19 protein-coding genes are annotated in these 24,279 nt (G+C 65.3%); 12 read left to right on the forward strand and 7 right to left on the reverse strand.

The features are described from left to right. Positions 1-142 precede the first annotated feature (142 nt). Both LAN61_02545 and LAN61_02550 read left to right on the forward strand, forming a co-directional pair. On the forward strand, positions 143-2,404 hold the full coding sequence (locus LAN61_02545) for a molybdopterin-dependent oxidoreductase (GenBank protein MBZ5539378.1): 2,262 nt from the start codon (positions 143-145) through the stop codon (positions 2,402-2,404). Between the two features lie 149 nt (positions 2,405-2,553). Beyond that, positions 2,554-3,045 (forward strand): YbhB/YbcL family Raf kinase inhibitor-like protein, encoded by a 492-nt coding sequence (locus LAN61_02550; GenBank protein ID MBZ5539379.1) that lies wholly within the window; start codon positions 2,554-2,556, stop codon positions 3,043-3,045. 366 nt (positions 3,046-3,411) lie between these two features. Here LAN61_02550 and LAN61_02555 read toward each other — a convergent pair whose 3' ends face one another. Further along, positions 3,412-4,356 (reverse strand): hypothetical protein, encoded by a 945-nt coding sequence (locus tag LAN61_02555; protein ID MBZ5539380.1) that lies wholly within the window; start codon positions 4,354-4,356, stop codon positions 3,412-3,414. Between the two features lie 100 nt (positions 4,357-4,456). On the opposite strand from LAN61_02555, the gene ruvA reads away from it, so the two are divergent. From ruvA to LAN61_02570, 3 genes are all read left to right on the forward strand, one after another. After that, a complete protein-coding gene (gene ruvA, locus LAN61_02560) occupies positions 4,457-5,074 on the forward strand; it encodes a Holliday junction branch migration protein RuvA (GenBank protein ID MBZ5539381.1) in 618 nt (205 codons plus the stop codon). A 60-nt stretch (positions 5,075-5,134) separates the two neighbouring features. Beyond that, the gene (ruvB, locus tag LAN61_02565) at positions 5,135-6,190 is read left to right on the forward strand and encodes a Holliday junction branch migration DNA helicase RuvB (protein MBZ5539382.1); all 1,056 of its coding nucleotides are present in this window, start codon (positions 5,135-5,137) and stop codon (positions 6,188-6,190) included. A 270-nt stretch (positions 6,191-6,460) separates the two neighbouring features. Next, a complete protein-coding gene (locus LAN61_02570) occupies positions 6,461-7,129 on the forward strand; it encodes a DUF2306 domain-containing protein (GenBank protein ID MBZ5539383.1) in 669 nt (222 codons plus the stop codon). Between the two features lie 14 nt (positions 7,130-7,143). Here LAN61_02570 and LAN61_02575 read toward each other — a convergent pair whose 3' ends face one another. Beyond that, positions 7,144-7,686 carry a DinB family protein gene (locus LAN61_02575; protein ID MBZ5539384.1) on the reverse strand — a complete coding sequence of 181 codons (543 nt, stop codon included), beginning with the start codon at positions 7,684-7,686 and terminating at the stop codon, positions 7,144-7,146. Between the two features lie 119 nt (positions 7,687-7,805). Here LAN61_02575 and folK point away from each other — a divergent pair, with 119 nt between their 5' ends. Both folK and LAN61_02585 read left to right on the forward strand, forming a co-directional pair. After that, a complete protein-coding gene (folK, locus tag LAN61_02580) occupies positions 7,806-8,303 on the forward strand; it encodes a 2-amino-4-hydroxy-6-hydroxymethyldihydropteridine diphosphokinase (GenBank protein ID MBZ5539385.1) in 498 nt (165 codons plus the stop codon). A 155-nt stretch (positions 8,304-8,458) separates the two neighbouring features. Next, positions 8,459-10,126 carry a serine protease gene (locus LAN61_02585; protein MBZ5539386.1) on the forward strand — a complete coding sequence of 556 codons (1,668 nt, stop codon included), beginning with the start codon at positions 8,459-8,461 and terminating at the stop codon, positions 10,124-10,126. 119 nt (positions 10,127-10,245) lie between these two features. Here LAN61_02585 and LAN61_02590 read toward each other — a convergent pair whose 3' ends face one another. Continuing rightward, positions 10,246-11,400, reverse strand: coding sequence for a hypothetical protein (locus LAN61_02590; GenBank protein ID MBZ5539387.1), 1,155 nt, complete (start codon positions 11,398-11,400; stop codon positions 10,246-10,248). A 158-nt stretch (positions 11,401-11,558) separates the two neighbouring features. Between LAN61_02590 and LAN61_02595 the strand changes: the two genes are divergently transcribed. Next, positions 11,559-12,908, forward strand: coding sequence for a Zn-dependent hydrolase (locus tag LAN61_02595; GenBank protein MBZ5539388.1), 1,350 nt, complete (start codon positions 11,559-11,561; stop codon positions 12,906-12,908). 100 nt (positions 12,909-13,008) lie between these two features. Here LAN61_02595 and LAN61_02600 read toward each other — a convergent pair whose 3' ends face one another. The 4 genes from LAN61_02600 to LAN61_02615 all read right to left on the reverse strand — a co-directional run bounded on the left by LAN61_02600 (position 13,009) and on the right by LAN61_02615 (position 17,437). Further along, entirely contained in the window at positions 13,009-13,638 is a 630-nt protein-coding gene (locus tag LAN61_02600) for a hypothetical protein (protein ID MBZ5539389.1), read from the reverse strand. 74 nt (positions 13,639-13,712) lie between these two features. Beyond that, complete coding sequence (locus LAN61_02605) at positions 13,713-15,737, reverse strand: DUF3011 domain-containing protein (protein ID MBZ5539390.1); 2,025 nt, start codon at positions 15,735-15,737, stop codon at positions 13,713-13,715. A gap of 226 nt (positions 15,738-15,963) precedes the next feature. Continuing rightward, on the reverse strand, positions 15,964-16,596 hold the full coding sequence (locus LAN61_02610) for a hypothetical protein (GenBank protein MBZ5539391.1): 633 nt from the start codon (positions 16,594-16,596) through the stop codon (positions 15,964-15,966). A 127-nt stretch (positions 16,597-16,723) separates the two neighbouring features. Next, complete coding sequence (locus tag LAN61_02615; GenBank protein ID MBZ5539392.1) at positions 16,724-17,437, reverse strand: lipid-binding SYLF domain-containing protein; 714 nt, start codon at positions 17,435-17,437, stop codon at positions 16,724-16,726. Positions 17,438-17,622: 185 nt separating this feature from the next. Between LAN61_02615 and dacB the strand changes: the two genes are divergently transcribed. Genes dacB through dnaG form a run of 4 tightly spaced genes read left to right on the forward strand, consistent with a single transcriptional unit; the run spans position 17,623 to position 24,025 of the window. After that, positions 17,623-19,251 (forward strand): D-alanyl-D-alanine carboxypeptidase/D-alanyl-D-alanine-endopeptidase, encoded by a 1,629-nt coding sequence (gene dacB / locus LAN61_02620; protein MBZ5539393.1) that lies wholly within the window; start codon positions 17,623-17,625, stop codon positions 19,249-19,251. A gap of 59 nt (positions 19,252-19,310) precedes the next feature. Next, on the forward strand, positions 19,311-21,749 hold the full coding sequence (locus LAN61_02625) for a Smr/MutS family protein (protein MBZ5539394.1): 2,439 nt from the start codon (positions 19,311-19,313) through the stop codon (positions 21,747-21,749). Further along, the gene (locus tag LAN61_02630) at positions 21,746-22,204 is read left to right on the forward strand and encodes a four helix bundle protein (GenBank protein ID MBZ5539395.1); all 459 of its coding nucleotides are present in this window, start codon (positions 21,746-21,748) and stop codon (positions 22,202-22,204) included. Before LAN61_02625 ends, LAN61_02630 begins: the two co-directional genes overlap by 4 nt. A gap of 36 nt (positions 22,205-22,240) precedes the next feature. Then, positions 22,241-24,025, forward strand: coding sequence for a DNA primase (gene dnaG / locus LAN61_02635; GenBank protein MBZ5539396.1), 1,785 nt, complete (start codon positions 22,241-22,243; stop codon positions 24,023-24,025). Positions 24,026-24,279: the final 254 nt, after the last annotated feature.

Below are 24,279 nucleotides of genomic sequence, written 5' to 3' on the forward strand. Positions count from 1 at the left end.
GTGGCATTTCGGCCGGGCCGGATAAATGCCGCGGCCTCGACGCGCTTGCGTTCGCGTGGCGGTGGCGAGAGAATGCGAGTCGCTCCGCACCGAGAGCAGATGAGGGCAATCAAGAGGCCCGGGTTGCGGCACAGGGGACTTGATGAACGCGATTACCAACGTCAGCCGGCGCGGATTTCTGCAGGGGATGCTCTCGACGGGGGCCTTTGTGCTGAGCGTGCAGGTTTTTCCGGAATCGCTGGTGGCGGCGGCGACCGCCGGGAGCGATGGGATGACCGGCGCGGCTTTTCAGTCCGGGGTGTATCTGGCGATCGAGACCGACGGAACGGTGTACATCATTGCGCACCGCTCGGAGATGGGCAATGGGAGCAGGACGGCGCTGCCACGGGTGCTGGCGGACGAGCTGGAAGCAGACTGGAAGCGCGTGAAGCTGGAGCAGGCCATCGGCGATGAGAAATACGGTTCGCAGGATACGGACGGCTCGCATTCGGTGCGCGATTTCTATGAACCGATGCGCCAGGCGGGAGCGACGGCGCGGCTGATGCTGGTACGCGCGGCGGCCCAGAAATGGAACGTGCCGGAGAAAGAGTGCAAGGCGGAGCTGCATGAAGTCGTGCACGCGGCGAGCGGAAAAAAGCTGGGCTATGGCGCGCTGGCCGCCGCGGCGGCCAAGTTGCCGGTACCCAAGAAAGAAGAGCTGACGCTGAAGCCGAAGAGCGCGTGGCGCTACATCGGAAAGGACGCCAAAAGCTACGACATCGAGGATCTCGTATCCGGGAAGGCCATTTACGGGCAGGATGCGCGCATCGCAGGCATGCTCTACGCCGCGGTGGCGCATCCGCCGGTGCTTGGCGGCAAGGTCAAGTCCCTGGACGACCAGGAAGCGCTGCGCGTCGCGGGCGTGAAGCAGACGCTGGCGATCGATCCGTTCAAGCCGCCCCACGGTTTCCAGGCGCTTGGCGGAGTGGCAGTCCTGGCGGAAAGCACCTGGGCTGCCTTCCAGGGGCGGAAGAAGCTGAAGATCGACTGGGAGAACGGGGCGCACAGCGTATTCAATTCCGACACCTATAAGAAGGAGTTACTGGAAACGGCCAAAAAGCCCGGCAAGATTTTCCGGAACATCGGCGACGTGGATGCGGTATTTGCAAAGGGCGGGAAGGTTGTCGAGGCCGAATACTACGCGCCGCTGCTCGCGCACGCGCCGATGGAGCCGCCGGCCGCGGTGGCGGATTACCGCGACGGGAAGGTCACGGTCTGGGCCTGCACGCAGAATCCGCAGGGGGTGCAGGAAGCGATCGCCGGAGCCCTGGGCCTGAAGAAGGAAGATGTGACCTGCCACGTCACGCTGCTGGGCGGGGCCTTCGGGCGGAAATCGTTCCCGGATTTCGCGGTGGAAGCCGCGGTGCTTTCCAAGAAGGCCGGGCGCCCGGTGAAGGTGGTGTGGAGCCGCGAGGACGACATCAAGTTTGACACCTATCATTCGGTCGCGGCGATGTACATGAAGGCTACGCTGGGGAGCGACGGCAATCCGGAGGCCTGGCTGCAGCGCTCGGTCTTTCCGCCGATCAATTCCACGTTCGAGCCGAATACCGTGAACAGCGAGCCCTTCGAGATGAGCCTGGGCTTCACCGACGTGCCGTTTGCATTGCCGAACCACCGCGTGGAGAACGGAGCCGCCGAGGCGCACGTGCGCATCGGCTGGCTGCGCTCGGTGGCCAACGTGTATCACGCCTTCGCGGTCCATTCCTTCGTGGACGAGCTGGCGCACGCCGCAGGCAAGGACCCGTTCGAGTACGTGCGCGCGCTGCTGGGGCCGGGCGGGATTCTCGACCGGAAACTTCTGCCCGCGGACTATCCGAATCAAGAGGCCGACTACAAGGACTATCCGATCGATCTAGGACGGATGCGGCACGTGCTGGAGCTGGCCGCGGAGAAAGCCGGGTGGGGGAAGAAGCTGCCCAAGGGCCACGGGATGGGGCTGGCGGTGCACCGCAGCTTCCTGACTTACGTGGCCACCGTGATTCACGCGGAAGTGACCAGCGGCGGCGAGGTGATCATCCACCGCGTGGACACGGCGGTGGACGCGGGGCTGGTGGTCAACCCGGAGATGGTGCGGCAGCAGATGGAAGGCGCGGCGGTGTTTGCGACGAGCCTGGCGCGCAACGGCGAGATCACGGCGACCAACGGCGTGATCGACCAGTCCAACTTCAACGATTATCCAGTGGCGCGCATCAGCGAAGCGCCGCGCGCCACGCACGTGCATATCGTGCCGAGTGATGCGCCGCCCGCGGGCATCGGCGAGCCGGGCGTGCCGCCGTTCGCGCCGGCGCTGTACAACGCGATTTTTGCCGCCACGGGCAAGCGGCTGCGCGAGCTGCCGCTCACCCGCGCAAACCTTGCCTAAGGGTTTGCCGGCGAGTTTTTTCAATACCGCCAATAGCGCCGCGCACCGGGGCTAGTTGGACTGTGTCACGGGAAATGGTCCCAGTTTTTTCACCGCTACGGTTCGCTCTTTTTTGCGCGGCGTTCGTGGTCTGTGCAGGAGGTGCTGCCATGCCGGGCTCTCCGAAACCCGCTCCGGCCGCGAAGCTAACGCTTTCCAGCGGCGCGTTCGCTTCCGGCGCAACGATTCCCTCGCAATATACCTGTACCGGCGCGGACGTCTCTCCACCGCTGCGGTGGGACACGCCGCCCGCGGGCACGCGCAGCCTCGCGCTCATCGCCGACGATCCCGACGCCCCGGCGGGCACCTGGGTGCACTGGGTGCTCTTCGATCTGCCGGGGGATACGCGCGCGCTGGAGGCCGGCGTCGAGAAGCAGCTGGAACTCGAAAACGGCGCGCGGCAGGGCCGCAACGATTTCGGCAAGATCGGCTACGGCGGCCCGTGTCCGCCGCCGGGAAAGCCCCACCACTACTTCTTCAAGCTCTATGCGCTGGATGCCAAGCTGGCGCTGAAGTCTGGCTCCACCAAAGCCGCCGTGGAGAAGGCCATGCAGGGACACATCCTCGCCCAGGGCGAATTGCTGGGCCGCTTCGGGCGCTAAATGCCGCGAACCGCTCGGATGCGCCGCGCGTTGACGGGGAGAGGTACGCATTCCCCTGTTTCTACACTCTTACCCCTGGACGCGAATTTGAAGATGGTACCTGTCCGGTAACCCGACTATACGTCCAAGTGGTCTGAGTCAGCCGCGTCTGCCTTCACACATTTTCATGGCTTCACTAGTGAACTGGTGGAAATGTAAGTCGGAACACGATTTCAGGGCACCCTTGACCATCTTTCACCGCTCGATAAGTTTTCCTTGGGACTTCCACCGTAAGCGTTAGGGCTACCTTGTTGCTGGCCTCGTCAATCTTGGCGCAGGGGCGGACAACGTCAGCCTCAGTCTTCGAGTGCTGCGCCCACGGTGCACCTAGGACCTCGTCGAACGCAAATTTATCGACATAAGCTTGGTCAAACGGGTCGCCAGGTTTGAGCTTCCACCTTGATAGCAGGTCCGCTGCATGTTCCTTGGCCAGCCCCTCAAACTTGACGGAGTCAAAGGTGAAAAGGGGCCCGACGAAATAGGGAGAATGACATGCACGGGATATGTACCGTCTTTTTCGCCCAAACACTGAACAATTGGTTCTCCCACGACAGGGCGCAAATAGCCACGGGGCTTGTATAAATCACGAATGACCCACTGAATAACCCAGGTCAGTCTAGGGGCGGAAAAATCCTCCTTTGTGTAGAATTGCGACCATTTCCGAAGCACCTCCGTGCCCGGAGAGTTTTCTCCCTGGATTTGCAGAGAGGTGACCGGCGTCGAAATCCAGTCAATCAAAAACACGTTCATGCCTTTATCGGTCCAAAAATGGTCGTCGTATATTACATGAGCCTTGACCCCGTGCTCCGCCACGACCTGCTCCAGCACGCGGATGATGTCCTTTGTGAGGCCGCTGGATTCAGGTAGCTCCGGCATGAAAAGAGGAATCTCCTTTTTCAGTCGCGCCAGCAGTTCCGCTCTGGTTGTCCAAACGAAGTTTTGGAACACGACAGGCCAGCCAGTCCATTTTTCTTCTACGAATATAGTCAGGGAGATGATGTGTCTCTGAACGCGATAGCGACAGTGCGAAGACTCAAAGAGCTGCAATCGCTGAAAGCGATTGCAGGCACGGAGAAGACTCTGCCGAGTCGTTGCCTTGCCAAGCTTTAAGTCCAGTCCCCGGACTGCATCGTCCGTACTAAGACGTTTTGTACCGACGAGATTGACTTCGGAAAGAGTCAGCGAGCTGGTCTCGGCGGCAAGGCTAGGGATAGAAAGCGCAAATCCAATGAGGAAAATGTGAACTAAAAGTCCTGCACGCAATTTTGGCACTGACTCCGGCCTCTTCTACTTGTATTAGACACCGGAAGCTTTGCATTTGCCAGACGGCGCGCGTTGACAGGCGAAGAAAAAGCGGCAATACTGACTGGCGATGATCGGCCAGTTGCGCGGTAGCCTTGCCGACAAGCGCCCGAATCAGGTTCTCGTGGACGTCGGGGGTGTCGGCTATCTCGTCCACGTGCCGCTTTCCACTTACGCCGCGCTCGGGGAATTGCACACCGAAGTCACGCTGCTGATCCACATGCACGTGCGCGAAGACGCGCTGGCGCTCTACGGCTTTCTCTCCTCGCGCGAAAAACACCTCTTTGAGATGCTGCTGTCGGCCTCCGGCGTGGGGCCGACGCTGGCGCTGAAGATTCTCTCGGGGATGAGCGTCGAAGAATTGATCCCGGCGATCCGCACCGGGGATTTGGCGCGGCTGACGCGGATTCCCGGCGTGGGGCGCAAGACGGCCGAGCGCATGGTGGTGGAGTTGAAGGACCGGCTGGAAGCCGTGACCATCGAGCAGGAGCGTCCGGCGGCGTCGCCCGCGGGCACCGAGGCCGACGTGGTTTCCGCGCTGGTGAACCTCGGCTACGAAGGGCGCGCCGCGGAAAAGGCCGTGGAAGAGGCCAAGCGCGAGGCCGGAACGGCGAATTTCGAGAAGCTGCTGCGCGCGGCGCTGCAGGGGCTGAGCCAGACGAAGGGGCGCGCGGCGCGGGGAACGTAAGACGAGAGAAGAAGGTAACGCAGAGACGCAGAGAGCGCTGAGGAAACGCAGAGAAGAAGAATGCCGGACGGAACAGCAAAACGGTTGCAGGCGCAGCGCGAGGCGGGGCGGATCGTCTCCGGCCAGGCGTTTGACGAGGACGCGCGCATCGAGGCCAGCGTGCGCCCGAAGCGCCTCGCCGAATACATCGGGCAGAAGCGCGTGAAGGAGAACATCCAGATCGCCATCGAAGCGGCGCGCACCCGCGGCGAGGCGCTGGACCACGTGCTGCTCTACGGCCCGCCAGGACTGGGCAAGACCACGCTGGCGCAGATCATCGCCAACGAGCTGAACGTGCCGATCAAGACCAGCGCCGGGCCGCTGCTGGAGCGCAAGGGCGACCTGACGGCGATCCTGACGTCGCTCGAAGGCAAGGAAGTTTTCTTTCTGGACGAGATTCACCGCCTGCAGCCCGCCGTGGAGGAAGTTCTCTACCCGGCGATGGAAGATTTTCGCGTGGACCTGATCATCGGGCAGGGGCCGGGGGCGCGGATTCATCCCTTCCCGCTGGGCCACTTCACGCTCATCGGAGCCACGACGCGCGCGGGGCTGATCACCGCGCCGCTGCGCTCGCGCTTCGGCATCGTGCACCGCCTGGATTTCTACGAGCCGGAGGATCTGCTGATCATCCTACACCGCTCGGCGCAGATCCTGAACATTCAGATGGACGAGGGCGGCGCGGAAGAGATCGCGCGGCGCTGCCGGGGAACGCCGCGGGTGGCCAACCGGCTGCTGCGCCGCGCGCGGGACTTCGCCGAGGTGCGCGCCGCGGGGCGCATCACGCGCGAGGTGGCGCAGGAATCGCTGCGCATGCTGGGCGTGGACGAGAACGGGCTGGACGAAGTGGACCGCAACCTGATGCTGGCGCTGCTGGACAAGTACGGAGGCGGGCCGGTCGGCGTGGGCACGCTGGCCGCGGCGCTCAGCGAGGAAGAAGACGCCATCGAGGAGATGTACGAGCCTTACCTGATGCAGATCGGGATGATCGACCGCACGCCGCGCGGGCGCGTGGCCACGGCGCGGGCGTACGAGTATTTCGGGCGGGAGCTGCCGAAGCGCCAGCCGCGATTGTTCTGAGGATATTGATTTTCCAAGAGAACCTGACTCCTGCGGCCCGTTTCGGCCGGGTTCGTGTAACATCTCCCGCTCTCTCGTGCTTAAGCGGGCCAAAGCGACTCCACTAGATTCGATCTCCCGCCCTGGTACTCAGAGGGGTGCACCGGCAACCGAGCTCCCTGGCACCGAACTCAAGAGATGTTTCCGAGATTGTCAGATGCAGGGGCGTACGCTATACTCCCGCGCGTTTTGACAGCGCCGCGTGAAGTTGCAGCACGAAAGGGAGGGACTATGGCCACCGCTGCTCCGGGATCCATGACTCGTGGTAGCTCAATCCAGGCCAAGCATGTCGTGTGGGTGGTGTTCGGGCTGATGACGCTGTTCGTCCTGCTCACGCGCGACCGGACGCTCCTGGACGCCCAGTCGTTCCTGCGCCAGCGCTACGCGCCGATTCCCTGGCTGATGCTGGCGCACGGCGTTCCCGGGGCGCTGGCGCTTTTCCTCGGCGTGTTCCAGTTTTCGAGCCGTCTGCGCCAGCGCTATTTGGCGCTGCATCGCGCGATGGGGCTGGTCTACGTCGGGTGCGCCGTAATCTCCGCGCCGGTGGCCGTTGCGGTTGCCGTCGCTCTGCCCTTGCCGACCCTGCTCGCGGCCACAACGATTCAGGCCTTTGGCTGGCTGGTGACCATCGCCACCGCCCTCTACTGCGTTCGCACGGGAAGAATCCAGCAGCACCGCGAGTGGATGATGCGCAGCTATCCCTTCGCGGCCATGTTTGTTGTCGTCCGCGTCATTCTTGCCATCCCCGCGATCGAACGAACTGGGCCGCTCGGCATTGCCACGGTGGTTTGGAGCGTTCTGGCCTTCGCGTGTTTTCTGCCCTCGTTCGTGATTGCGTGGCAGGCGCTGGCTGCGAGCCGGCGTGCGGCAAGAGTGCGGCCGATGGCCACGGCAGGTTGACGGTAAATCCCGAACTAGATCTTTATGCCGGCGGCAGCCATGCGGGCCTGCATCTCGCGCGTCATATGCGGCACGATGCCGAACAACCGCTCGAGCAGCATCAACTGTCCCCGGTGGTGCATTTCGTGTTCCTTGACGGAAAGGATCATTTCGAAGCGGCTCCGGGCGGGCGGGGTCGAGCCGGGGGGCATCTGCACTTGCTCCGCAAGGAAATTCTCGCTGAGCCCCTCGATAAATCCGGCCCATTTCTCTCCGGAGCTGCGCAGCATCTCCACAATCTGATCCTTGCTCCGCGCCTGCTTTTCCTCCGCCATCGCACGCTGGATGAACGACGCAAGGTCGAATCCCGCAAAGGAAGACCTGCGTTCGACGGCGTGGAGCTGATACTGCAAGCTGCAGGAGGATGCGATATGGGCCAGCAGCTCGCCCACGCTGCGGGCCTCCGGAAACGCCCGAAAGGCGTACTTCGCTTCCGGAACGTCCTGCGCAATGAGGATCGTATTCTTGCGCACCGTGCGGAAACTTTCGGCCAGCTCTTGCGCGGCGTAGTAATTCATAAGGCCCCCCTTCTGCAAGCTATCTCATGAATACCCAAAAACTAACCATACACCGTCATCCCGAGCCAAGCACGTTCTTTACAATCAAAGCGAAGGTCAGAGGCTACAATGGCTCGGCCATGGGGAAGAAGGAAATTTATCTGTCGCTGGGATCGAACGTGGGGAACCGCGGGGAGAATCTTGCGCGGGCCATAGCCTTGCTGGGAGAGCGCAGCGTACGCGTGCTGCGGATGTCGGCGATCTACGAGACCGAGCCGGTGGATTTTCTCGACCAAGCGTGGTTTCTGAACTGCGTGGTGGAAGCGGAGACGGAGCTGCCGCCGCTCGAACTGCTGCGCGCACTGCGCGGGATCGAAGCGGAGATGGGCAGCCGCAAGCTGGTGGCGCGCGGGCCGCGGCTGATTGATCTGGACATTCTTCTCTACAGCCAGGAAACCATCGACGAGCCCGAGTTGCAGGTGCCCCATCCGCGCATGCACCTGCGGCGGTTTGTGCTGGAGCCGCTCGCGGAGATCGCGCCGGATGCGGTGCACCCCGTGCTGGGGAAGACGGCGGCGGAGCTGCTGGCGCAGGTGGCCGACCGCAGCCGGGTTCGCCGCGTCGAGATCCGGGAATAGCGGCGGAACGGCTGCGTCCGGCTGTCCCACGGGACAGGATTAACTCATTCGTTGGGGAAGGCCCCGCCGTCATTGACCTGCCTTGCGTGCAAATCCATCATCGGAATAAGCCGAATCTAGCTCGTGAAAGGTCATTTATGAGGCGCTCCCCTTTTGTGGTTCTGCTTCTCCTGGTATCGGTTTTTGTGGCGCAGGCGCGGCCCAATGCCGTGCGCGTCAAGGTCCGGGTCATTCTCGTGGACAAAGACCTGAACCAGAAGCCCGTGCCTTTTTTCGTGGTTGTGCTGACGAGCACAGCCGGAACGAGCAAGGCGGCGGAGATCAAGACAGGCCTGGACGGAAGCGCGGAAACGCACCTTTCGCCGGGGCATTACACGCTCTCGACGCCGAAAGCGGTGGAGTTGGACGGCAAACGCTTCGCCTGGAGCCTGCCGATAGCGTTGAAGGGTGATGAGCAAACGATTGATCTGACGAACGACAACGCGAAAATAGAAGAGAGCGCCGCTCCGGCCTCACCCGCGGGAGGAGCAGGCAATGATCTCACCGAGCAGTTCAAGCGGTTGAAAAACACGGTCGTGACGGTGAAGAGCGAATCGGGCCACGGCACGGGCTTCTTCGTGGACAACAAAGGCCTGGTCCTGACCAATCAGCACGTCGTAGGCAATTCGGAATATCTTGCCGTGCAGTTTGACCGCGAGCACAAGATCGCGGCCAAACTGATCGCCGCCGATGCCCAGAAAGACGTGGCGCTGCTGTGGGTGAACATGGCTGCGTTTCCGAGCGCCGCACCCGCGCCGCTCTACCGCGCGGCGGCCGGCAGGGCCCCGGTGCAGGAAGGCGAGCGTGTTTTCACCATTGGCAGCCCGCTCACCCTCGACAAGATCCTCACCACCGGCATTGTCAGCAAGGTCGAGCCGCACACGATCATGTCGGACATCAACATCAACCCGGGAAATTCCGGCGGGCCGCTTTTCAACGGCGCGGGCCAGGTGATTGGCCTGACCACGTTCGGCACACGCGGCGCAGGGGGCCCCGGCGTTTCGGGCATTGTGCGCATCGAAGAGGCGCTGGCGCTGCTCGAGCAGAACCGCGCGAAGGCCGCGGGAACGCCGCCGCCCGGCGCGCTTCTTCCGGTCGAGCCTCCGACCTCGTATCCGATTGAAGGCCTCAAGGATGCTCTGAAGGCGGAAAAATTCGATCCCCGCCCCTACTACCTCACGGCTGGAGACTTCAACATCGCCCTTTCCACGCCGCCCTTCGATTACCGCGAACAGGAAGAGCAGCGGCTGCAAGCGGAGCGCGCTCACAAGAAACGCAACAGGAAAAACGAAGAGGCGGCGGAAAACTCCGGCGATTCGGATGCGCCCAAGGAGTGGGAAGAGGAGGCCGGCGCGCACCCGGCGGTCTTTGGAATCTATGCGATGCCCAAGGCCAAGGAAGGTTTCGGTTCGGCGCTTGGCCGTTCGTTCAGCTCCTACGCGTCCGCAAAACTCAAGTTCAAGACCGATTTTCAGAAGATGAAGCTGTTCTGCGGAGGCAAGGAAGTGCAGCCCATCCATCCGGGGCGGTTTCCGGTGACGGTGTCGGTCCGCAACCGCGCCGTCAAGATGGACGATTCCACCTACAAAGGCGTGTATCTGTACGCGCCGGACGCAATCAGCCCGGAATGCGGCGAGGTGAAGCTGGCGATCTATTCCTCGAAGAACGATGAGCCGGTGATCAAGGCCCTTGACGAGAAGAGCGTGCAGCACATCTGGGCGGATTTCGAAGCTTTCCGCCGGGCCGAGAAAGCGGCTGGTGCTTCGAAAGATCAGAAGCACTAAATTCGTCTGCGCCGCTCTGCCAGCCACGCGCGGCGGGGAAAAAAAACCGTCTGCGCAGGGCCCCGGTCCGGCCGGGGCCCTTCTTTTTCTGTAAGTTGCCGCACCGCAGGCGCACTTCCTCAGGACGTGCGGCGCAGAAGGAGACGGTGCAGCGCGAGCTGCCGGGGTTGCAGCGCTTCCAGTTCGAGGAGCACGAGCCGGCCTGCGGTGATTTCGCGCAAGCGGTAAACGCCCGGCTCGCTCTCCTCCCGTTCGTGGCCCGCCGGACGGCGCAGGAATTCGCGGGCGTCTTGGAGCGAAACGCGCTCGCGCAGCGAAGGCCGCGCCAGAGCTTCGACGGCGTAGCTGCGCAGTAGTTTGCCCCAGTACTGCTCGAAGAGCGGGCCGGAGGCGAAGATGTCGCTCCAGGCCACTTCGCCGCCGTAGGCCACGACGACGCCGACGACGCGCTCGCCCTTCAAGCCGGAGGTGTCGCGCGCGAAGCGCTTCTGCACCTCTTCGACGAACCCCTCGACCGAAGCGCCCACTTTGCTTTCCTGATAGATCTTGGCGTAGGACTGCGTGGGCGCGTTGGAAGAGATTGCCTCTCCGATGGCGCGTGCGTTCAGGCGGGCTGCGGGCGCCGCTTGCGGAGCGGCGGCCATGGTGCCGGAGCTCACCGCCGCCCATACTTCCCGCTGATCCTGCTTGACCGCGGCCTGTTCGCGGACGCTGGGATGGACCATCGTCTGCGCGGCGGAAAACTGCGAGCCGGAGGACCAGCGGCCGTGCTCCACGCAGAAGACGTCCAGCGGCAGCGGGTCGCCGCCGGGCGGCACGATGCGGTCCTTGGCAATAATGCGGTCTTGCTTGCCGCCACTCACCAGCTCGCCAGCCAGGAGCAGCAGGAGGCGTTTGCTGCGATTGATCAGCACCAGCCCGTTCACCGACGGCCCGGCCGCATCCTCCCGAACGGAAACCGGCCGGGAATCGCGCCTGCGGATCATCGCTTCGCCGCCCTGCTCGCGGATGATGACCTCGCCGCTCGCGAGGCCTTCGTCCAGCGTGAGGAAAGTCTTCGTATCCTGCTCGACGGCACTGACGACGGGAAAAATGGTGATGTTTTCATAGCGGACCGGTTCAAGGAGCCTCCAGCCGCTCTCCGGCTTGGGCGGCTGCCCCGGAAATGAGTTTGCGGAAAATGGGGTGGTCGAAGCCCATGCGCAGGCCAGGCCTCCGACCGCACAGAGAGCCAGCAGATGGCGTGCCCGGGTACCCCGCAGGATGCGTTTCATGGAATCCTCCTCAGGATAGGAATTGCGTTTTCCGAACAATGCGGAAGGCCCGGGAAGCAGTCCGGGGCGCCGCCTGCAGGTAGAACGTTCCCGGCGCGATTTCTTGCAGGCTTTTTTCGCGTGTGCCAGACTGCGTCTTTTGGGAGAAGACCATGCGCATGCGAATTGCTGGAACGATCCTTTTGGGGACCTGCCTGCTGCTGGCTGCGGCGGTGCCCGGGCGGCCGCAGGATGCGAAAACAGCGGCCCCCACCCGGCACGTGCAACAGGAGCGGCTGTGGAGGACGCTCGAGAAACTGGGCGAATTCGGAAGGAACCCGGAAGGCGGCGTGAGCCGGGTCGGATTTACGGAGGCGGATCTTGCGGGGCGGGCCTATGTGATGGGGCTGATGCGCGAGGCGGGGCTGGAGGTGCGCGTAGACCCCGCGGGGAACATCCTCGGGCGGCGCGCGGGCGCGGAGAATCTGCCGGTGCTGCTGCTGGGATCACACATCGATTCCGTGCCGCACGGGGGAAATTTCGACGGGGATGTGGGGAGCCTGGGCGCCATCGAAGTGATTCGCGCGCTGAGCGAGCACAAGGTGAAGACGCGGCACCCGCTCGAGGTGGTCATCTGGAGCAACGAAGAGGGGGGACGGTTTTATTCGGGGCTGTTCGGCTCTTCGGCGGCGGCGGGACTCCTGCCGGGGGAGATTGCGGAGCGGCGGGACGACCAGGGCGGCGCGCTGCGCGAATGGCTGGCGCGCATGGGCGGCGATGCGGCGCGCCTCGCAGACGCGAAGATCGCGCCGGGGCGCGTGGCCGGCTACCTGGAGCTGCACATCGAGCAGGGCGCGGTGCTGGACGAAGCGCAGGTGCCGATTGGCGTGGTGCAGGGGATTGTGGGCATCAGCCTGCGGACGTGCACGGCGACGGGCTTTGCGAATCATGCCGGGACGACCCCGATGAACCGGCGCAAGGACGCGCTGGCGGCGGCGTCGCGTGCGGTGCTGGCGCTGCGCGAGGAGGTGCGCGGGGAGCCGGGGCGGCAGGTGGGCACGGTGGGCGAAATGAAGGTGGAGCCGGGGGCCAGCAACGTGATTCCCGGGAAAGTGACGTTCTCGGTGGAACTACGCGATCTCGACGCGGAGAAGATCGCGCGCATCGGCGCGCGAATTCTGCAGCGCTTTGCCGCGATCGCTCGGGAAGAAAACGTGCAGATTACCTGCACTCCGCCGGACCTGGACGAGCCGGCGCTGACCGCGCCGGGATTTCAAGAGGCGATCCGGGCGGCGGCGCGGGAGGCGGGGCTGGCGACGCTGGACCTGCCGAGCGGCGCAGGCCACGACGCGCAGAACGTGGCGCGTTTCGCCCCCGTGGGAATGATCTTCGTGCCCAGCCGCGGAGGGATCAGCCATTCGCCGCTGGAGTACAGCTCGCCCGAACAGGTGGCTAACGGCGCGGAAGTGCTCTACCGGGCGCTGCTGCGGCTGGATGCACAAGCGGAGCCGGGAGTGGCGAGCCGCTAGCAGCGGGGAAGAACCAATACCGGTCATTCTCCGGCTCCGGACGGGGCGGCCCTTCGCAGGACAAAGACCACCTTTCTTCCGGGATTCCACTGGAAAATCGTCAGCGCTGCGGCCGGCCGAGGTCGTCTCGAGGGTTCTGGCGCTTTTTGCGCAAGCTGGCGTTTTCCTGTTCCTTGCGCTCGAATTCGGCGAGTTCTTCCTCGGTATAGGTGTAGGAATCGCGCGTGGCAAACATGGAATTGTTGCGGCTCGCGACCTCCTTCTTTTTTCGCGGGCCTCCGAATTCCCGGCGCACCTGGCGGATGGGGGCTTCGATGGCTCCGGTTTCGACAAGAAGGTCGCTGACCTTTTCGAGGAAATCGTGCAAGTGGAAGGGGCGCAGGGCGAAGGGCAGCCGGGCCTGCTCGATGGCGGGGACAAACGCCGCGCCGCCGGACGCCGGAATCAGATAGAGGACGCGGACGCGGCCGCCCTGGTCCGCGGGGACGCCGGCCACCTCGCGCAAGGTGTGGAAGGCCGGGCTGTCGGTTCCCGTCAAGGCGATATCGGCGATGACCAGGGACCATTCGCCGGTGGCCAGTTCGCTGAGCAGCGCACGCGCGTCAGGGACGTGGCGTACGCGCCAGCCCTCGGCGTCGAGGATCTGGCGCAGCGCACTCTGGCTGGCCGGGTCGTCATCCAGGATCAGGATGCTGACCTTGCGCGGCGGAAGAGGAGGCGTGGTTGCCATTGTTACCCCGGGTTCAGGTTGCGCGCCTGCGCCTTGCGCCTGAGCTGGCGGTGAAGCGGCGCGCGGAATGCCGATCAGCGCGGACGCCAGACCTCGAAGTCGGCGCGGCACCCGCGATCCACCCAGATGCCCTGCTGGTCGTAACCCCAGCTCTGTCCGAAAATGCACTTGGCTTCGCTGTGCTGGCGGGTGAGCCGCACGCCCCGGCGCGTATCGGCGGCACAGGCGTGACGCTTCATGTCGTCGGAAGCGCAGGACACAGAGGTGGTGTTTCCGCCGGACTTCCAATCGCTGTGCAGCTGAAAATCGGCGCGGCAGCCGCGGTCCACCCAGACGCCATGGTCGTCGTAGCCCCAGGTGCGGCCGAAGAAACACTCGGCTTCGCTGCGCTGCCGGAGGAGTTCCACGCCCTGGCGCGTGCTGGCGGCGCAGGCGTGGCGCCGCTGGTCGTCGGAGGCGCAGTAGACGGAAGTGACGGCGCTGTCGTCCCCGCCGCCAATCTCGAAATCGGCTTTGCAGCCGTTGCCGACCCACACGCCGCGGGCATCGTAGCCCCAGCTATCCCACTGCACGCAGGGCTTCTTGCTGCGCTGGTTGACGAGGCGGACTCCGCCGGTGGTATCGGCGGGGCAATTGTGCAGACCCTTGTCATCGGAGGCGCAGTACAGGGTCGTGACCCGGCCGTGCGGGGCCGGCTCGTTGCCGCCGATCTGGAAGTCGGCGCGGCAGCCGCGGTCCACCCAGATGTTGCGGTCGTCGTAGCCCCAGGTCTGGTTGTAGATGCATTGTGCTTCGCTGCGTTGTTGCAGCAGGCGCACGCCACCGCGGGCATCGACGGGGCAGGCGTGCCACTTCATGTCCTCGGAGCCGCAGTAGAACGAAGCCGCCGGAGTGGCGGTGACGCTTGGGGCAGGCGCGGCGTTGGCGCGGCCGGCGATCTGGAAGTCGGCACGGCAGCCGCGGTCGACCCAGATGTTGCGGTCGTCGTAGCCCCAGGTCTGGTTGTAGATGCATTGCGCTTCGCTGCGCTGCTGCAGGAGCCGCACGCCGCCGCGGGTATCGGCGGGGCAGGCGTGCCAGCCCATGTCATCCGAGGCGCAGTAGAGCGTGGAGGAAGCGGTGGTTTCCACCGGGGCCTGGGCCCCGGCGCCAACGCGGAAATCGGCGCGGCAGCCGCGGTCCACCCAGATGCCGCGCTGGTCGTAGCCCCAGGTGCGGTTGTAGTCGCAGGGCGCTTCGCTGATTTGGCGGAGCAGGCGCACGCCGTTGCGCGTGTTGGCCCAGCAACGATGGCGGCCCATGTCGTCGGAGGCGCAGTAGATGGACTGTACGTCCGGAACGGCGCTCGCGTCATCCTCGTCGCCATCGCCATCGCCGGCAGCGATCTGGAAATCGCCCCGGCAGCCATGTTCTACCCAGATGCCGCGTTCATCGTAGCCCCAGGTGCGGCCGTAGACGCAGTCGGTATCGCTGCGCTGGCGGATCAGGCGCGCCCCACGGCTGGTGTCGGCCTCGCAGTAATGGCGGCCCAGCACCGGGGAAGCGCAATAGATGGACTGCGAGTCACCGCCGGCCGTCCAGCCGGCATTGCCGATTTCGAAATCGGCGCGGCAGCCGTGGTCCACCCAGATGCCGCGGGGGGTGTAGCCCCAGGTGCGGCCGTAGAGGCAGTCGGTTTCGCTGCGCTGGCGCGCCAGGCGCACCCCATGATGCGTGTCGGTGGGGCAGAAATTGCGCTCCATGTCCTCGGAGGAGCAGTAGATGGTGAAGGTTTGTCCCCAGCCGCTCCAGCGGGCTGTGCCGGTCTGAAAGTCGGCGCGGCAGCCGCGATCCACCCAGATGCCGCGGTCGTCATAGCCCCAGGTCTGGTTGAAGACACAGGCGGCTTCGCTGCGCTGGCGGAGGAGCTGCACGCCGTCGCGCGTATCCGCGGGACACTGATTGCGGTGCATGTCGTCGGAGGCGCAATACAAGCTCGCCTGCTCCTGCGGCGCAGCCGGAACCGGTCGCGGGCTGGCCAAGCTGGTGCGCGCAAAACTGCCGCCGGTGAGAACCACGGCCGCGAGTGCTGCCAGTAAAACACGGAAGAATGCCTTCATGGGAATTCGCCTCCAACGCACAGGGATGCTCGCTGCGAACCTTGCCGGAGGTCCGGGGCCGGCCGCCGGGCACCACTGAGGGTTTCTCCTGTGATTAGAGCAAAGACCCCGGGGAGGAACAAGGCGCGGGAGCGGGTGTTTTACCCGGAAGTGCACTGCCAGGAAGTACAGGCAAAGAAAAGGCGAATCCCGCGAAGCGGCGCGGTCCGCCACGGCGCGAGCGGAACTACGGCATGATGATGCGCGGTTCGGCGCGCTGCAGCTCGGGGGACTGCGAGAACTGGCTGCGCAGGAACTCGACAAAGCGCCGGGAGCGCGGGCGGCCGTTGCTGCGCAGCAGGCCCATGCGGTAGAGGAAGACGAGCAGGGCGAAGATCTCGCCGTCCTTTATTTCGGTGACTGCGAAGCGGTCAACAGCGGGCGGGAGACCGGGTTGCCCGGCTTCGTGCTGTCTGGCTTCGCGGAGGAATTGCGTGAGCTCGCTGTAGAGAGCGCGCGCCGCGGAGGCCTCGGGCGGTCTTTCGTAATGGATGCCGCTGGCCAGAGTTTTCCAGGTTTCCGCGAGGGCCTGCAGGGCGGCGAGGACATCGGGATCGTTGGCGGCAGGCTGCGCGGCGGCAAACTTGGCGATGCTGAAGGCCAGGCCCTCGAGCAGGGACTGGCGGGTGTGGATGACGTCGCGGGGGAGGTCCACGCCGAGGAACGGAGTGTCCGCGGGAACGGGGCGCTGATGCGCGTCCTCGTAGCGGTGCGCGGCGACGAGATAGGCGCAGCCGGGCGGGCAGTCAATGGTCACTTCGCGCGCCGTGCCGCAGCAGACCGGGCAGATCGTTTCGCCCTTGGCCGGGCAGAAGCGCACGGATTTTCTCTTTTCGCAGAGGGGACAAGACACGGCGGCTCCCTTCGCAGTGGCGGCGAAAAGAATACCCGGCGCGCGGGGAAAAGACAAAGCGCGCCGGGTGTTCCGCGATCCATTTTTCCGGAAGCTACTTCAGGGATTCCGGATCCGAGAGATTCTTGGGCGACTTCTTGTTGAGCAGCGCAACGAGTTGCTGGCCGCTAGGGGGAGTGCGCGCGGCGCCCTTGCGGATAATGTCCTCGGCTCCGATCTTGCGCCCGTAGATTTTTTCGTTGGAGCGGTTGTCCTGGCGCAGCGTCGAGCCCTCGAGAGAGATGCCGGCGAAAAGGCCGCGCGAGCGCGAGTAGGTGAGCATTTCGGCGCGCATGGTGACATCGCTGGCGGCCGCGGCGTCGCGGCCCTTGGGACCGGCGGCTGCGGCGGCATCGGCGCCGAGCTTCACTTTGCTTTTCAGCAGCGCCTTGGCGCCGCGCGGGTTCATCACCAGGATCACGAAGTCGGTGGCCTGGCCGCCGAGCTGGAAGCCCACGCCCACGCCTTCCAGACGCATCATGGCCGGAGCGCTCCACGGCCCGGTGTAGTGTTCACCGGTGCGGCAGGTCATGGCGCCCTTGCCGTAGTTGCCGCTGAAGCCGAAGGCGATCTTGACCACCGAGGGAATCACGATGACGCACTCGGCCTTGTCCAGCAAGTCGCTGGGAATGTCATCGGGAACATCCAGGATTTCCTTGAGAACGGTGCCGCAGTTGTCCAGCCGATCGGTTTCCTTCTTGTCCTCGGCCGAAAGCGGAAGGACGGTGAGTGCCAGGATTGTCAGTAGAGATAGGATGCGCTTGCTCACAATTCACCTCGTCGGTTTTCTCTGGGCTGGTTCATCATAGGGGTTCTGCGAAGCGGGTGCAACGATGCTTTGCAGCGCCAGCCTTGCGGCTGGACCTGAAGCGGTAAGATGCCGGGGACGGGGGTACGGTTGGCCCGCGGCCTGCTAGACTAGCCCTTGTCCCGGTGGCCTGGAAGGAGTGCGGCGTGTACGTTTTGCGAAGCGGGAGAGGCAGGGGAGTTGCGCTGGCGCTGGGCATGTGGCTTGGCGGAGCCGCGGCGGGGTTTGCGCAGCAGCCGCCCGCCGTGGCGAAAGACGCGGCGCAGCCTGTCTGCTGCGCGGTGCTTGGCGGCGCGGGCGAAGCCGCGCTCTCCCCGGAAGGGAAGAAGCGTTTCGCGGACGACGCCGAAAAACTGCTGGGCGCTGCGCCGGCCGGCAAAGCCGAGTGGGGAATCCTCGTCGTGGACGCGCAGTCCGGGGAGACGGTTTACCAGCGCGACGCGGAGAACTATTTCGTGCCGGCTTCCAACATGAAGCTGTTCACCACGGCCCTGGCGCTGGCGCGCCTCGGCCCGGACTACCGCTTCCGCACCACGCTGGAGACGCGCGGCGCGCTCTCCAGGAAGGGCCGGCTGGCGGGTGACCTGGTGCTGGTGGGACGCGGCGATCCGAATCTTTCCAGCCGCAAGTTCCCTTTCGTGAAAGAAGCGGAGTTCGACGGCGCGCCGGAGAGAGCGCTGGCGGAGCTGGTGGATCAGGCCGTGGCGCGGGGCCTGCGCGAGATCCGCGGCGACGTGGTGGCCGACGACAGCTACTTTCCGCGCGAACGCTATCCCAGCGGCTGGGAAGTGGACGACATGGTGTGGTCGTACGGCGCGGCGGTCTCCGCCATCGTGGTAAATGACAACACGGTGACGCTGACGCTGGTGCCGGGCGCGGCACCGGGAAAGCCCGCGGCGGTGACTCTCGAGCCGTGGACGCGCGATTTCACCCTGCGCAACGAAGTGCTCACGTCGCCGCCGGGCGCGAAGCCGGACCTGACGCTGACCCGCGAGCCCGGAGCGCCGCTGGTGGTCCTGCGCGGCACCTATCCGCTGAAGGGCGAGCCGCGCAAGATGCTCCTGGCGATCGAGGAGCCCGCCGAACACGCCGCGGCGCTGCTGAAGCGCTTGCTGGAGGAGCGCGGGGTGCGTGTGCGCGGCACGGCGCGGGCGCAGCACGAGCCGCCGGCGTCCCATGGCCTCGTGGGTCCGGCGCGCGAATCTCAGGTGCTGGCCGAACATCTCTCGGTGCCGCTGGCGGACGCCGTGCAGACGGTGAACAAAATGAGCGAGAACCTGCACACGGAGCTGCTGCTGCGCGCGGCGGCGCGGCAGAGAGGTCCGTGGAGCACGGCGGAGGACCTGGCGAAGTTTGCCGCGGAGTTTTACGCCGAGGCGGGCATCGCGGCCGGGGACGTCATCCAGACGGACGGCTCGGGGCTGTCGCGGCACGACTTGGTGACGCCGCGGGCGGTGGTCACGCTGCTGCAGTATGCCGCGCGCCAGACGTGGTTCCCCGCGTACTACGCGTCGCTGCCGGTGGCCGGCGCGGACGGCACGCTGCTCGACCGCCTGAAGAATACGCCGGCGGCGGGGCGCATCCACGCCAAGACCGGCTCGGTCGAGCACGTGCGCTCACTCTCCGGGTTCGCGGAGCTGCCCGGGGGGCGGCAAGTGATCTTTGCGATTTTGTCGAACAATCAGGGTGCGACGAATCACGAAGCCACGGCGGCGCTCGATGCGTTGTGCGTCGCCCTGGTGGAAGACCTGGGCCAGGCCCCGGCCGCGCCCTAGACGAGTTACGCGTTTCAAATTTCGAGTTTCGGATTCCTTCGGTTTCAGCGAAAGAGAAGATGTCGAGGACAGCGGTCGAGGTGCTGGAATTTGACGGGCTGCGCGAGCTGCTGCGGCGGAGGACGACGTGCGCGCCGGGGTGCCGCGCGGTGGACGCGCTGGCCCCGGACGCGGAGCGCGCCGCGCTGGACGCGGCCTTCGCGCTGATCCGCGAGGCGCGGGAGTGGCTGCGCGCCGGCCAGGAGCTGGGCTTCGGCGCGCTGGCCGATCCGCAGCCGTGGCTGGCGCTGCTGGCGCCGGAAGAAGCCGCCGCGGACGCCGCGGTAGGCGCGATCCTCGATCCCGCGCAGCTGCTCGATGCGGCGTCGCTGCTGGAGACGGCGGGCTGGCTGCAGCAGCAATTTCGCGGGGAGACCGCGGAGAAATTCCCGGAGCTGGCGTCGCGCGCGGCTGCGCTCGCCGATTTCCGCGCCCCGCTCACGGCCATCCGCCGCTGCATCCTCCCGAACGGCGAAATCAGCGACGACGCCTCGCCGGCGCTGCGCCGCATCCGCGCCAGCGCGGTGCAGACGCGCGACTCCATCCAGAAATTGCTGAAGCAGATCCTGCGCGCGCGCGGGGCCGGGGCCGGCGAGGACTACGTCACGCTGCGCAACGACCGCTTCGTGATTCCGGTGCGCGCGGAACACCGCCGCGCCGTGCCCGGCGTGGTGCACGGCGCGAGCGCCACCGGGCAGACGCTCTTCCTCGAGCCGCTCGAAGCGCTCGACGCCAACAACCAGCTGGTGCAGCTGGCCGAAGAAGAGGCCGCGGAAATCACGCGCATCCTGCAGGAGCTTACCCGGCGGCTGCAGATGCAGCTTCCCGAGCTGCAGCGCGCGGCGCAGACCATCGCCGAGGTAGACAGCGTGTTTGCGCGGGCGCGCTTTGCCCGCGAATTCGACGCCGCGATTCCGGAGTTCAGCGATACGCCCGCGCTGCGGCTGGTGGATGCGCGGCATCCGGTGCTGGAGGACAAGCTGCGGCGCGAGGGCCGCGCCATCGTGCCCATGACGCTGGCGCTCGGCGGCGAAGAGCGCGTGCTGGTGATCAGCGGGCCGAACACCGGCGGCAAGACCGTGGCGCTGAAGACCACGGGCATGGCCGCCCTGGCCGCGCAGTCCGGGATTCCGGTGACGGCGCAGCGCGCGGTCCTGCCGCTCTTCGACCGCGTGCTCGTGGATATCGGCGACGAGCAGTCGATTGCCGCGGACCTCTCCACGTTTTCCGCGCACATGTTCAACTTGAAAGCGATGCTCGAGGCCGCGACGCCGCGCTCGCTGGTGCTGGTGGACGAAATGGGCACAGGCACGGCGCCGGAAGAGGGCGCTGCGCTGGCCGTGGCGCTGCTCGACGAGTTTCGCGCGAAGAACTGCATCGTGCTGGCGACCACACACCACGACCGGCTGAAGAGTTACGCTTCGACGACGCCGGGCGTGGTCAACGCCGCGGTGGAGTTCGACGACGTGAACCTGCGGCCGACCTACCGCCTGATGGTGGGCGTGCCGGGCGGCTCGAGCGGCATCGCCATCGCGCAGCGGCTGGGCATCGGCGCGCCGATCATCGCGCGGGCCCGGGCGCTGCTGGCGCCGGAGACGCGCGAGGCCGCCGACCTGATCGCCTACCTGCACCGCAGCCGCGACGAGCTGGACCGCATGCGCCAGCAGATGACCGACGAGCGCCACGCGCTTGAGCAGGAACGGAAAAAGCTGCGCACCGAGTGGGTCGAGCGCCAGCAGAAGCGCATCGCCGAGCTGGAAGTGAAATTCGCGGAGATGCAGAAGCGCTTCGACCACAACGTCGCGGGCGTTGTGGAAGCTGTGAAGGAACGCGAGCTGCGCGCGCAGATGGAGAAGAGCGCGCGGCGCAAGATGCAGGAGGTGCGCGGCGAGGCCAAGGAAGAGCTGAACGCCGCCGTGGTGCAAACGCTTTCGGAATCGCAGGCCGACCTCGGCCCGGGCGTGGCCCCGGCCGAAGCGGTCAGCGCGGAGCGGCTGGTGCCCGGCGCGCGCCTCATCGTGAAAGGATTTCGCCAGCCGGTCGTGCTGCGCCGCCTCGATGGCTCCTCCGCCGAAGTGGAAGCCGGCCCGCTGCGCATGAAAGTGGCCGTCGAGGAGATCACCGGCGTCGAGGCGCCGCGCGCCCCCGGCAAGGCCGCCGCGCCGGGGAAGCCGCGCGGCGTCACGGTCCACGCCGCACCCGGCGAAGGCGCGGCCACTGGCGAGATCAACGTGATCGGCTTGACCGTGGAGGAAGCCACGCGCCGCGTGGACAAATTCCTCGACGAGGCCACGCTCGCCAACCTGGTGCGCGTGCGCATCATCCACGGCCACGGCACCGGCGCGCTGCGCAAAGGCCTGGCGGAATTTCTTTCCAGCCATCCACTGGTCGAGCGCTTTGCCTTCGAAGCCGAAGAGCGCGGCGGCAAAGCCATTACAGTTGTAGAATTACGGGCATGAAGATGGCTGATCCGAAACTCGAAATGCGAAATTCGAAAATCGGCCTTTCCGCGGTGCACGGCGATGCACGAATCCGGGATTTCACAGACTTGGCCGTGTGGAAACTGGCCAGGGAGCTGCGTAAGAACATCTACTCGCTGACTCGAAAGTTTCCTCCCGATGAGAAATATTCTCTTGCTTCCCAGGTGCGGCGCGCTGCGATCTCCATCACGGCAAACATTGCCGAAGGATTTGGACGGTATTCGTATCAGGAAAATATCCAGTTTTGCCGCCAGGCACGCGGTTCGGCCTTTGAAGTGCGCGACCATCTGGTCACAGCCCAGGATGAAGGCTATTTCACCGCCGCGGAACATCGCCTCATGGATGATCTAGCCCAACGTGTCATCCAAACCTTGAACGGGTATATTCGTTCCACGCAGGCCAGGCAGAGTGCCAAGGCGCAGGCGAAGAGTTAGGAGCAATTTCGAGTTTCGAATTTCGTACTTCGAACCATGGCGGAAGCGGGATCATTCGCGGACAAGGTGAAGCAGCAGGCGGACATCGTCCGCGTGGTGGGCGAATACGTGCGGCTGAAGAAGAGCGGGCAGAACTTCACCGGGCTGTGCCCCTTCCACTCCGAGAAGTCGCCGTCGTTCGCGGTGCATCCGGTGAAGCAGATCTATCACTGCTTCGGCTGCGGCGTCGGCGGCGACGTCTTCCAGTTCGTCATGGAGATGGAGAAATGCGGCTTTCCGGAAGCCGTGCGCACGGTCGCGGAGAAATGCGGCATCGCGGTTCCCGCGCCGCGGGAGCGTTCGCCGGAAGAGCGCAAGGAGAACCAGCAGCGCGCGCAGCTCGTGGAGATGCACCGCGAGGCCCAGGCGTTCTTCGTGAAGTGCCTGGAGGGCACGGCGGAGGGCAAGGCGGCGCGCGCGTATCTGGAAGACCGCGGCCTGGATAAGGAAGCGATGGCGCGCTTCGGTCTGGGCTACGCGCCCAGCGGCGGCGACGTCCTGCTGCGCCATCTGAAACAGCGCTATCCCGACAAACTCCTCCTGGAGTCCGGGCTCATCTCCCGCGATCAGAGCGGCCGGCTCTTCGACCGCTTTCGACGCCGCGTCATTTTCCCCATCGCCAACGAAGCGGGAAAGATCGTGGCCTTCGGCGGGCGGGCACTCGGCGACGACATGCCCAAGTACCTGAATTCGCCGGAGACGCCCATCTATTCGAAGAGCAACGTGCTCTACCACATGGACCGCGCCAAGGAAGCGCTGCGCCGCCAGGATTTCGCGGTGCTGGTCGAAGGCTACATGGACGCCATCGCGGTGGCCCGCGCGGGGGTGAGCAACGTGGTGGCCAGTTGCGGCACGAGCCTCGCCGAGCCGCAGATCAAGCTCCTGGGCCGCTTTACCAGGCGCGTGGTGGTGAACTACGACCCGGACACCGCGGGACAGGCGGCCACGGAGCGCTCGCTGGCGCTGCTGCTGGAGCAGGATTTCGAAGTGCGTGTCCTGGCGCTGCCGCCGATTGGCGATAAGAAAGCCGACCCGGACCTGTTCATCCGCGAGAAGGGCGCCGGGGCCTATCTCCAGCAGCTGAAGGAGGCGCCGCCGTACGTGGATTACCTGATCGCGCGGGCCCGGCAAATGGATCTGACCACCGGTGAGGGCAAGCTGCGCGCGGTGAACTACCTGATGCCCTACCTGCAGAAAATTCCCAACAAGCTGCTGCGCTCGGAATGGGCCACGCGCGTTTCCCAGCAATTGCGCGTGGATGAACCGGTGCTGCGCGAATCGCTGCGCAAGGCCGCGGCGGAGCGGCGCAGCGAAGTGAAGGCCAAACCCGAGCTGGTCGGCCGTCCGGCGCGTCCCGTGGAGCGGCGGCTGATCCGCATGCTGGCCGAGGCCGAGGAATTCCGCGTGGTCCTGGCGCAGCACCTGCAGGAGAGCCAGCTCTATCTAGGCCTGGAAACGGAGAAGATCATCGCCGCGCTGATTCTGGCCAATCTTTCCGGGGAGCCGGTGCAGGTGACGGAACTGGCGGGGATGCTCGAGGAGCGCGAGCGGCGGCTGCTATTCGAGATTCTCTTCGAAGGACCGATCGAGGCCCGCTGGGAAGAGGCGGAGAGCTGCCTGGAGGCCCTGCGCAAGCGCCGGATGGAGCGCGAACTGGCGGAATTGCAGCGGCAGATCGAAGCCAGCCCTTCGGGGCCGCAGATGCGCGCTCTGCTGGAGCGCAAGCAGACGCTGATGCGCCAGATGCTGCCGTCGCCCGAGTCCCCGGAACGCCCGCAATAGCCTCCTGATAAGTCTTGCGCACACTGGCAGTTACGTTACGCCTCTGCACGCGGCTCGGCCCCAGCCTCCGGAGGACAAACGCAGGCCCCCGACGCCACGGATAGCGGGAATCGTAGGCGCGGGGGGTGGAAGAAGGACGTTGACGGGATGGGACTCAAGTGTGTAACGTACTAGGGTTTAGCGGGTAACGGAACTGCCCCGTTTTGCATCTATACGGTAAGGATGTTCTCAGGGCTGAGGGACATCTTCTCCCC

Source organism: Terriglobia bacterium (assembly GCA_020072785.1).
Lineage (GTDB): Bacteria > Acidobacteriota > Terriglobia > Acidiferrales > UBA7541 > Acidiferrum.